10 protein-coding genes are annotated in these 9,843 nt (G+C 65.1%); 2 read left to right on the top strand and 8 right to left on the bottom strand.

Annotated elements, in window-relative coordinates:
• Nucleotides 1–445: 445 nt before the first annotated feature.
• On the top strand, nt 446–1,360 hold the full coding sequence (locus tag B5D38_RS18390; protein WP_078709919.1) for an IclR family transcriptional regulator: 915 nt from the start codon (nt 446–448) through the stop codon (nt 1,358–1,360).
• A 63-nt stretch (nt 1,361–1,423) separates the two neighbouring features.
• Here B5D38_RS18390 and B5D38_RS18385 read toward each other — a convergent pair whose 3' ends face one another.
• From B5D38_RS18385 to B5D38_RS18360, 6 genes are all read right to left on the bottom strand, one after another.
• A complete protein-coding gene (locus tag B5D38_RS18385; RefSeq protein ID WP_078709999.1) occupies nt 1,424–2,173 on the bottom strand; it encodes an SDR family NAD(P)-dependent oxidoreductase in 750 nt (249 codons plus the stop codon).
• Nucleotides 2,170–3,063 carry an NAD-dependent epimerase/dehydratase family protein gene (locus B5D38_RS18380; RefSeq protein ID WP_078709918.1) on the bottom strand — a complete coding sequence of 298 codons (894 nt, stop codon included), beginning with the start codon at nt 3,061–3,063 and terminating at the stop codon, nt 2,170–2,172. Before B5D38_RS18380 ends, B5D38_RS18385 begins: the two co-directional genes overlap by 4 nt.
• Nucleotides 3,064–3,119: 56 nt before the next feature.
• Complete coding sequence (locus B5D38_RS18375) at nt 3,120–4,088, bottom strand: polysaccharide deacetylase family protein (protein ID WP_078709917.1); 969 nt, start codon at nt 4,086–4,088, stop codon at nt 3,120–3,122.
• Between the two features lie 75 nt (nt 4,089–4,163).
• Entirely contained in the window at nt 4,164–4,991 is an 828-nt protein-coding gene (locus tag B5D38_RS18370) for an ABC transporter permease (RefSeq protein WP_165690903.1), read from the bottom strand.
• 48 nt (nt 4,992–5,039) lie between these two features.
• Entirely contained in the window at nt 5,040–5,825 is a 786-nt protein-coding gene (locus tag B5D38_RS18365) for an ABC transporter ATP-binding protein (RefSeq protein WP_078709914.1), read from the bottom strand.
• 28 nt (nt 5,826–5,853) lie between these two features.
• On the bottom strand, nt 5,854–6,900 hold the full coding sequence (locus B5D38_RS18360; protein WP_078709913.1) for an ABC transporter substrate-binding protein: 1,047 nt from the start codon (nt 6,898–6,900) through the stop codon (nt 5,854–5,856).
• 403 nt (nt 6,901–7,303) lie between these two features.
• On the opposite strand from B5D38_RS18360, the gene pyrC reads away from it, so the two are divergent.
• Nucleotides 7,304–8,353, top strand: a complete 1,050-nt coding sequence (pyrC, locus tag B5D38_RS18355) for a dihydroorotase (protein ID WP_078709912.1) — start codon at nt 7,304–7,306, stop codon at nt 8,351–8,353.
• A gap of 27 nt (nt 8,354–8,380) precedes the next feature.
• On the opposite strand, the gene B5D38_RS18350 is transcribed toward pyrC, so the two are convergent.
• Together B5D38_RS18350 and B5D38_RS18345 are read right to left on the bottom strand one after the other, a co-directional pair.
• The gene (locus tag B5D38_RS18350) at nt 8,381–9,265 is read right to left on the bottom strand and encodes a TIGR02186 family protein (RefSeq protein WP_078709911.1); all 885 of its coding nucleotides are present in this window, start codon (nt 9,263–9,265) and stop codon (nt 8,381–8,383) included.
• Nucleotides 9,265–9,843: sulfite exporter TauE/SafE family protein (locus B5D38_RS18345; RefSeq protein WP_131829966.1), on the bottom strand; the 579-nt coding region annotated here is incomplete at its 5' end. The genes B5D38_RS18350 and B5D38_RS18345, both read right to left, overlap by 1 nt.

Genomic DNA, 9,843 nt, shown 5'->3' with positions numbered 1-9,843 from the left:
AGATAGCGCGTTGGCCGTGCAGGCGAAACTGGCGCTGTAGCGCGAACGGGGTCGACAGACACCGCAGCGCGAACGGCCGGTGGGTAGGGCAAGGCTGGTATTTTCACGATATCAAAAACTTGGCGGATGCGCGAACCTGCCGGAGAAATCCGGCACGCTTGGGGTTCGCGCGCTGAAGCCCGCACTTCCACGGCAAGGGAGGCCGGCAGGCACACGACACCTGTTGCATGAGCCCAGGCGCACATCCCTTGATTCGGTTGGCAGAACTTCGTGGATATAAAAAGGACTTCGGACCAGCTTCGCGTCGATTTCACCATTCGGAGACGACGTCGACGCATAGCCATACTCGAACCGTGCACAGATGATGGCACTTTCTCTCTGGCGGGTCTCTCGTTCTACCAATAGAATGGCATTCTGCTGAAATTATCCACCGGACAAGCCATCCGTGACCAAGAGCCAGAAGACGATCGCTGCCGGACATTCGTCGCGCGATGAGCAGCGCTACGAGCGGCTGACGCCGATGGACGATCACTGGGTGCTGGAGGCGATCCCCGATGTGGCGGAGCGGCGTCAGTCCGCCCTGGTGCCGGCCGTCGACAAGACGATTCGCATCATGAAGTTGCTGAATGGGGCGGACAACGGCCTTGGCTTGGCCGAGATCGCCAAGGAAACCGAGACCACCAAAAGCCATTGCCACGGCATCCTGAAGACGCTTTGCCACCATGGCTGGCTGAGTTTCGACGAGATCACCAAGCGCTACACGCTGCACATCGGCCTCATGCGAGACCTTTCGAGCGCGCTGAGGAACGAGATTTCCGTCGGTCATATCAGACCCACTCTCGAACGGCTGTCGAAGCTCGTCGGAACCGCTTGCGTCCTGTCGCGGCCCATTCCCGACGGCGGCTTCCTGGTGGTCGACCAGGTGAGCGCCAAGCAAAGCGTGGAAATCTCCTATCCCCTGGGGTATCGGCTTCCGCCTGATGCAACGGCGCATATGCGCGCCAGCCTCGCCTGGCGCTCGGAGTTCGAGGTGGACGCCTGGTTCCGTCGCGAGAAACTCAAGCGCTATACGGCGCAGACCATCGTCAAGACACACGAAGCCCGCGCCGAGATTCGTGCAACGCGCGAGCGGGGTTATGCGCGCAGTATCAACGAATTCACTGAAGGCGTCATGGCCGTGGCCATGCCGGTCTTCGATCAGGCGGGGCAGATCGCCTACATTTGCGATTGCGTCGGAACCATTGCCGTCATGGAGGGCAAGGAAGACCTGATCGTGACGTCGATGACGCGCGCCGTCGACGAACTGCACACGCTTTTCGGCAGTCGGATCCCGCCGGACTTTCCGCGCCCCATCGATTGATCAGGGGCGAAGTTTCGGCGGGAGAGACAGAGCACCCCCCACTCGGCGGTGCCTGCCGAGCGTTCACAGCATGACGTCGCCGCAGTTCGGTCCCACGGTTTGGCCAACGAAGGCATCACCACCGGGCGAACTGGCCAGCAGGAGCGCGGTCGGGGCGATTTCCGCCGGCACCGCGGCGCGGCCGAGCGGCAGCAGATTCTGCGTCCCCGAAAGGGTCGCCGGGCTGAGACTGTCGTTGAACGAGGTTTCGACCGGCCCCGGCGCGATGGCATTCACCAGGATCCCCTTGCCGGCGACCTCCTTGGCGAGCGACTTGGTGAAGCCGATCACGCCCGCCTTGGCCGCCGCATAGTGGGTGAAGCGCGGCGCGCCCTTCTGCCCAATCTGGCTGGCGATGTTGATGATCCGTCCTCTCCCCTGCCGTTCCATCTGCGGCAGGACGGCCCGGCAGGCGAGGAAGACCGCGAGGAGATTGGCGGTCAGCACCTCCTGCCACTGGGCAACCGACATATCGCGGAGATGCACCTCGCTGATGGCACCGCTGCTGTTCACCAGGACGTCGATCCGGCCAAAGCGGGAGGCACATTGGCGGACGATGTCCTCGACCGCCGCCTCGTCGTTCACGTCGGCCACCAGCGGCAACACCTCGGCATGCTCCGCGCAGCGGGTGGCGGAGGCCTCCAGCGTCTCGGCCCGCCTGTCGACCAGACAAAGGCTGGCGCCTTCACGAGCGAAGAGTTCGGCGATGGCGCCTCCGATGCCGCCGCCAGCTCCGATGATGAGGGCGACCTTGCCGTCGAGCTGCTGTGTCATGCCGTCTCCTGTCGCGCGCCCGCCGGCCACTTTCGCGCGTCGCGCTTCGTCTGAAAAAACCGGACCAGATCCGCCAGCGCGTCCCGCAATGGAATGACTTCGCCAACGCCCGCATCAGCAATCAGCGATTGCGCGTCGAAGGACCGCGAAAACATCTGCGTGGGCGCCCCCTTTCCGGTCCACTCGACGGCGGCGCCGGTGATCTCCGCGATCAGACCGGCGACCTCCCGCTCGGTCGGCGTATAGAGGACAGCATCGTAGCTGGGCCGCAGGGATGCCGCTGTCGCCAGCCCCGCGAGCATCGCCGCGCAATCGCGAACCTCGATGCAGGGTTCCAGCGTGGCGCCGCCATAAGGGACGACGCCACGATCGAGAGCCGCCTCCACCATCTCGTGCATGGGGTTGGCGGTCTCGCGCCCGGCACCGAAAACCGAGCCGATCCGAACGCTGCAGGTTTCCAGTCCTGCGGTCCGGCCCGCCAGTCGAGTCAGCATCTCGCCCAGGCGCTTGGTGACGCCATAGACGGTCTCCGGCGCGCGATCGCCACCGCTCGGCACCGCAAAGGCGGCAACCGAGGAGGCGTAGATCACCCGCTGGACGCCATGCCTGGCCGCCGCCGAAAGGACATTCTGCGTGCCCTCGCCGTTGATCCGCAACACGAGATCCGGCCGGTCGTTCAGCAGCATCGGGCCGGATACGCCGCCAAGATGGATGACGACCTGTGGCGTCAGAGCCATCACACAGGCGTCCACGGCGTCGGCGTCGACGAGGTCGATCGGTTCGCCGAGCGGCGTCTCAAGTCCGCCGACCAGGTGCCCGTGGCGCAGAAGTTCTCTGGCCAGCCGGGTTCCGACGAACCCCTGGTGGCCGGTCACTAGTATCTTCGACATGATCTTTAGCCGGGGCAGAGAGGTCCCGCACCGGACTACCTTCCTATAGCGAGGGCTTACGCCTCGGCCTCGGTGTCGCGGACGAAGGTGTCGTAGTTCTCGGAGAACCACTCCGCGATGTCGCGGCGTCGCGCCACCCAGACATCGCCCGTGCCCAGAACGTATTCGAGGAAGCGGTGCAGCGCCGCCGTTCGGGCCGCCTGCCCCACCCAATGGGCGTGGACAGCCACGGTCATCATCTTGGGCCGGGTCTCGCCTTCGCGCCGCAGATAGTCGATGCCCTCGCGGCAATAGTCGAAGAAATCCTGCGGTCTGGAATAGCCCTGGGCGATGATGAAGCGGTGATCGTTGTAGGTGCTGGAGTAGGGAACGATGAGATGCCGCTTGCCGCCGACCGTGACGTAATAGGGCAGATCGTCCGCGGTGGAGTCGCAGTCGTAGAGGAAGCCGCCCTCCTCCACCAGCAATTCGCGGGTGTTGAGCGAGCCGCTATGGCGGGTTTGCCAGCCGATCGGCCGCTCGCCGCAGGTCTCGCGGATGATCTCGACTGCGGCCGCGATGCGCTCCTTTTCCTGCTGGCGCGAGAAGTTCCACACCTCTTCCCAGCGATAGCCGTGCGACGAGCCCTCGTGGCCCGCCTCCTTTACATAGGCGCCGACCTCGGGATTGCGCGCGAAGGCGACTGCGCAGCCGGAAAAGGTGCAACGCATCTTGAGGTCGTCCAGCATGCGCGCGATGCGCCAGACCCCCGCGCGGCTGCCATATTCGGCCACAGACTCCTGGGCGAGGTCGCGAAAGCGCGGATCGAGCACGTAGGGGAACTCGAAAATCTTGTCGTTGCGCCGGTCGCCCGCCGGCCACGAGGCTTCCGCGCCCGTCTCGTAGTTCACCACCAGAGTCAGGGCCACCTTGGCGCCGTTCGGCCAGTGCACCTTCAGGCCCTTGCGGCCATAGCCGACGAAATCGCGCTGCGGCCCGGCATAGGGAGGATCGGTCAAGACGTCGAGCAGCGGATTGGCTGTCATGGGATGGCTTCCAAGGTTTTTCGATTGAGAATGACGAGGGGTCGGCGCCGGCCGCGTGCCGCCGGGGCGCTCGGTTCAGGCGCGGCGTTCGCGCCAGGCGAACAGTCGCGCCTCGAGGAGCAGCAGCAGGTAGTTGCTCGCCAGTCCGAGCAGACCGATGACCACCGCGCCCACCATCATCTTGTCGATCTGGAACCAGACGCGGGAGAAATTGATCAGGAAGCCGAGACCTTCGTTGGCGGCCAGGAACTCGGCCCCGACGATCAGGAACCAGGACGTTGCGAGAGCCAGCCGGACGCCCACCATGATCTGCGGCAGCGCCGCCTTGAAGGTGACATGGAAATAGGTCTGGGCGCGGTTGAGGCCGAGACTGCCGGCCGCCTGGAAGAGGATCGGCTCGATGTTGCGGATTGCCTCGACGGTGGTGACGAAGATGATGAAGAAGGCGCTGTAGGCGATGAACACCATCTTGGTTGTCTCGCCGATGCCGAACCAGACAATGAACACCGGCAGCAGCGCGAGGCTGGGCACGGGGCGCAGCAGCTCGATGATCGGATCGAGGACCACCTCCGCCTTTCGGCTGCTGGTCACCAGAAGCGCCAGGCCCGCGCCCAGCGGAATGGCTACAGCCATGCCCGCGGCGACGCGCAGCAGCGAGGCGCCCATGTGGACGAAGAGCTCGCCGGTCTTTGCCAGGGCGAAACCGGCGGCCACGATCCGCCATGGCGAGGGAACGAGCACGGCGTTGTAAAAGTGCAGATGGTCGTTCGCCAGCGAGATGATCTGCCACAGCGCGATGGCCACGATCAGCGTCACCAGCTTGGCCGGGACCCTCAGGCGCGGTTGCGGCCAGATCTGCCGGCCGCTACGCACGGCCGCGTCGGTCATGTTCATCTCGGACATCGTCTTTCTTCCCATTCGCCCACACGCGCGGTGCCGCCGCCCGGCGCTCTAGGCGGCCTCGGCATCCACGCCTGTCGCCTCGGCCTGCTTCAGCCAGGCATAGATCTCGCGCTCGAAAGCGATCACGTCGTCATCCATCCGGTTGCGAGGCCGCGATAAGGGACTGGGCAAGGAGGCGATCACCTGTCCCTGGTTGCGGCCGAGGATCGTAACGCGGTCGGCGAGCAGCGCCGCCTCCTGCACACTGTGGGTGACGAAGATCACCGTCTTGCGCGAGCCTTCCCATATCGACAGCAACTCCTGCTGGAGGTGCTCGCGGGTCTGGGCATCGAGAGCAGCGAAGGGCTCGTCCATCAAGATAACTTCGGGATCCGCGGCGAGCGTGCGGGCAATCGCCGCGCGCTGCTTCATGCCGCCCGAGAGCTCCTTGGGGTATTTGTCGCGGTGTGCCCACAGGCCGACCGCGCGCAGCATGCGCTCCACCGTCTCCCGGCGCTCGGCACGCGGCACCGCCTTGGCTTCCAGCCCCAGTTCCACGTTGCGCGCCACGCTGTACCAGGGAAACAGCGCGTATTGCTGGAAGACGATGCCGCGGTCCGGCCCCGGCCCCCGCACAAGCCGGCCGCCGACCGAGATCCGCCCGGACGTCGGCTTCGCAAACCCGGCCACCATGTTGAGGACGGTCGATTTTCCGCAGCCGCTCGGACCGAGCAGGCAGAGGAACTCGTTGACCGCCACCTCGCCCGAAAACCCGGCGATGACCGTGTTGGCGGCGGCGCCGCGACGGCCGGGAAACGTCTTGCTCACATTCTCGAAAATCACATTCTGGGACATGGGCCTCGCCGCCTTAGCGTTTGCTCGATCAGATCTTCACAGCGTCGGGCTTCATGTCCTTCAGCAGGCTGAGATCGAGCAATTCGCTCAGCGGGGCGCCGGTGGTCAGGTAGCCACGGGAAATCGCCCAGTCCTGATAGACGGGGTAGCCGTCCATCAACCTTTGATCGACCACCGGGCTGTAGTCGTTCATCCGCAGAATATCGGCGAGACCCTCGCTCGGAATGCCGAGATTCTTGGAGATCGGCGCGACGGCGGCGTCGACATCGGTGGCGAGCATCTCGTTTGCCTTGAACAGCGCGCGCATCATGGCGCGCAACGTGTTCGGCGCCTTATCCAGAAACTCACCAGTGGTCGTGAGGCCGGTCGACAGATAGAGCCAGTTGACCGGCTTGGGATCATCCGGGTTGTCGATGTAGGATTTGGAGCCCGTGAAATAGAGCCGGCCGCCCATCTTCGCGGCATTGCTCACATAGGGCTCCCAGCAGGCCATCACGTCGATATCGCCGCGCATGAGCGCCAGCGCCTGCTCCGGCGGCTCGATATTGACGAATTTCAGGGAGTCGAAGTCGATGCCGTAAGCCTTGCACATATTAAGGACGGCCAGTTCGACCGCCGCGCCGGCATACATGCCGACCCGCTTGCCGGCGAGATCGGCCGGTTTGTCGATGCCGGCATTGTTTCCGATCACCACGCCCTGGGTGTTCGAAATGTCCGACAACTTCATGATCCACTTGAAGTCGAGCCCCTTCTCGCGCAGCGAGGCCACCTGCTCCATGGCCGAAGCAAGCACCTGCACCCTGCCGCTGGCTGCGAGGCTCGGCAGATCGGGGCCGTTGACGGTGTAGTTGAGGGTGATGTCGAGGCCCTCGTCGGCGAAGTAGCCCATCTCCTGCGCAATCGCGATCTGAGCCGAATGTTGCGGATCGCGTACGCTGATGAGCTCCAGCTCGGCGATTTCCGGCGTAGCCTGCGACTGGGCGAAAACGCGAGATGGCCGGAGCACCGGGGCCGCGACCGCCCCGAGCAATCCCATTGCCATCCCCTTCAAAAGCACGCGACGATCAGCAGGCATCCGTCTCTCCTTGTTCTCTTAAAAGAACGATGTTCTTCATAGTGAATGCTGATGAAGGATAATGCAATAGACATTTACGCCCAAATTGTGTGCGTTTTGCCGGTCTTGCGATGCCTTTCCGGGCAGAGAAGCACACCTTCGCCGACCACACATCGCCGTTCGACGGCGAGTCTGCGCGAGGCTCCAAAACAATCCGAAGACGGCTGATTGGGCTGGAGAATGAGCCCTGGGTATCAAAATCCTGATCTCATGCGGTCGAGCGAGCCGATCCAGGTGGACAGAACGCACCAGGCTTGCTCCATACAGCCGATGCTGAATCGCTGAAGCCAAGCGGCACTGCGGCGGCAGCCGGATCCGCCTTTCCCGGCGCCGCAGCGGCCAGACGCTGACGAAGGACATGAGTATGACCCAGAGAATCGAGATCATTCGTCCGGACGACTGGCACCTTCACCTGCGCGACGGGGCGATGCTGAAGGCCGTCCTGCCGCGCAGCGCGGGCACGTTCGGCCGGGCGATCATCATGCCCAACCTTAAACCGCCGGTGCGCTCCCTGGACGATCTCAGGGCCTATCGCCGACGCATCGAGGCGGCGACGCCCGCGGCAAGCCGGTTCCGGCCGCTGATGACCCTCTACCTGACGGAAGAGACCGATCCCGGGGAGATCGCCCAAGGCGCCGCCTCCGGCGAGCTGACGGCGGTCAAGCTCTATCCGGCGGGCGCCACCACGAACTCGGACGCGGGTGTCAAGGACATGAGCCGTGTCGCTGGTGTGCTGGCGGCGATGGAGAAGGCCGACATCCCGCTCCTGGTCCACGGCGAGGTCAACGATCCGACGGTCGACATCTTCGACCGCGAGGCGGTGTTCATCGAGCGCGTGCTCGCCCCGCTTCGGCGCGATTTTCCCGGACTTCGGATCGTGATGGAGCACATCACCACCGAAGAAGGCGTCGCCTATGCCTCGGAAGGCGGCGACAGGCTCGGCGCGACCATCACCCCTCACCACCTCATGATCAACCGCAGCGACATTTTTCGCGGCGGCATCAGGCCCCATCTCTACTGCCTTCCCATCGCCAAGCGCGAGAAGCACCGGCTCGCATTGAGGAAGGCCGCAACGTCCGGCGACCGCCGGTTCTTTCTCGGCACAGATTCCGCGCCGCATCCCGTGGGAGCCAAGGAGTGCGCCTGCGGCTGCGCCGGCGTCTTCAACGCGCCGGTGACGCTGCCATGCCTTGCCCAGGTCTTCGACGAGGAGGGCGCGCTCGACCGGCTGGAGGCCTTCGCCTCGCTGAACGGTCCGGCGTTCTACAAGATGGCTCCGAATGACGACAGGATCGCCCTGATCAAGCAGCCCCCGGAGGAAGCGGTGTTCGACGATGTCGATGCGGGGCCGGAGGGGCAGGTCGTGGTCTTCCGCCCCGACAGGCCGCTGCTTTGGTCCGTCGCGGCGGGCTGAGCGCGGGAGCAGGCTGGGCTCCCGCCCTCAATCGCGTTTGAAGAGGACGCGGCCGAGCCATCCTGTGACGACGGCAAGGAAGACGGCGAAGAGGCCGTAGAGATAGCCGTAGTCGACGGCGAGGCCATGGATGGCGCTCTCGAACCCGGCCTTGACCACCCTCAGCGACAGTTGGCGCTGGCGCACCATCACGCCGTCGCGAAACAGGAACGCCCGCGCCACGTGCTCGCCCACCGGCAGGTCAGCCGGTAGCCGTAGATCCGCCCGAAACAGCGTCGGCCCGACAAACTCCACCGAGCCGTAGGTCTCGGCATAGAGCCCGCTGGCCGAGCGGATGCGCCGCAGCGCCGCGGCGAACTCGTCCCGCCGCTCGCTGCCTTCGCCCATCCCTTCGCCCGACCCAGGTGCTTGTGCTTCGGCCTCCGGGCGCGGCAGCGCCAGGCGGATATAATCCTCGCCCACCGAAAGCTGGCGCAACACCGGCGCCGGCGCCACGTCGTTCAGACGCCGCGTCGAGGCCAGCGAATAGGACGCCGGCGCGATCTCGAAGCTCTCTGACTCGCGGTTGATCCAAACGCCCGCGGTCCGTTCCTTCTTGCGCACCACCACCGGGCGGCGCGGTCCCTCCAGCGCCACCAGAATGTCGTAGCGACCCTGCCGGCGAAGCTGGTAGTCGCCCCCTTCCAGCGCCCCGAACACCGTCAGCCGCGCGCCGTTGAAATCCGCCCCAATGGCGATGACTTCCGTCGACAGCCCGATCTCGAAGCTTTCCGCACGCGGCTCCGCTGGCGCGGCCGGCGTCACCGCCTGTGCCTGGGCCTGGGTCTGGGTCTCCTGGGCTTGTGCCACTCCCGGTCCGGCCAGCGCCAGCAGCACACCGCAGATCAGGCTTCTTGCGCGATGCCTTGCCATCATTGCGCCTCCCCGGAGGGCGAGCTCAGCGAATAGGGATCGGCGGGCGTGATCACCAGTTCCATCCCCAGTCGCACGCAAACGGCAAGAACCAGAAGCGCCAGCAGCGCGCGGAGCTGATCGCCCCTGAGCTTGCGGCCCGCCTGCGCCCCGAACTGCGCCCCGATCACCCCGCCCACCATCAGAAGGAAGGCCAGAACCACGTCCACCGTAGTGTTCGTCCCCGCCTGGAGAACCGTGGTGATGGCCGAGGTGAAGATGATCTGGAACAGCGAGGTGCCGATGACCACGCTGGTGGGAACGCGCAGAAGGTAGATCATCGCCGGCACCATGATGAAGCCGCCGCCAACGCCCATGATCGCCGCGAGGATGCCGATGAACACCCCCAGCCCCAGCACCGGGATCACCGAGACGTAGAGCTTGGAGCGGCGAAAGCGCATCTTCAGCGGCAGGCGCTGGATGCGGCTGTGGTGCGTCTTGTGGCGAACCTCGCCCGTGCCGGCCCCGCCGCGCGACTGGCGCATGGTGTTGATGCTCTCCACCAGCATCAGGCCGCCGACGATGCCGAGAAACAGCAC

This window comes from Consotaella salsifontis, from assembly GCF_900167365.1.
GTDB classification, from domain to species: domain Bacteria; phylum Pseudomonadota; class Alphaproteobacteria; order Rhizobiales; family Rhizobiaceae; genus Consotaella; species Consotaella salsifontis.
The sequence above is the reverse complement of the archived record's forward strand: the minus strand, read 5'-3'. Positions and strand labels throughout refer to the sequence as shown.

Excerpts from the sequence above, each read along its gene's own strand:
- B5D38_RS18385 (WP_078709999.1), bottom strand. The coding sequence starts at position 2,173 with ATGACACAGCAGCTCGACGGCAAGGTCGCCCTCATCATCGGAGCTGGC.
- B5D38_RS18380 (WP_078709918.1), bottom strand. The coding sequence starts at position 3,063 with ATGTCGAAGATACTAGTGACCGGCCACCAGGGGTTCGTCGGAACCCGG.
- B5D38_RS18375 (WP_078709917.1), bottom strand. The coding sequence starts at position 4,088 with ATGACAGCCAATCCGCTGCTCGACGTCTTGACCGATCCTCCCTATGCC.
- B5D38_RS18370 (WP_165690903.1), bottom strand. The coding sequence starts at position 4,991 with ATGTCCGAGATGAACATGACCGACGCGGCCGTGCGTAGCGGCCGGCAG.
- B5D38_RS18365 (WP_078709914.1), bottom strand. The coding sequence starts at position 5,825 with ATGTCCCAGAATGTGATTTTCGAGAATGTGAGCAAGACGTTTCCCGGC.
- B5D38_RS18360 (WP_078709913.1), bottom strand. The coding sequence starts at position 6,900 with ATGCCTGCTGATCGTCGCGTGCTTTTGAAGGGGATGGCAATGGGATTG.
- pyrC (WP_078709912.1), top strand. The coding sequence starts at position 7,304 with ATGACCCAGAGAATCGAGATCATTCGTCCGGACGACTGGCACCTTCAC.
- B5D38_RS18350 (WP_078709911.1), bottom strand. The coding sequence starts at position 9,265 with ATGGCAAGGCATCGCGCAAGAAGCCTGATCTGCGGTGTGCTGCTGGCG.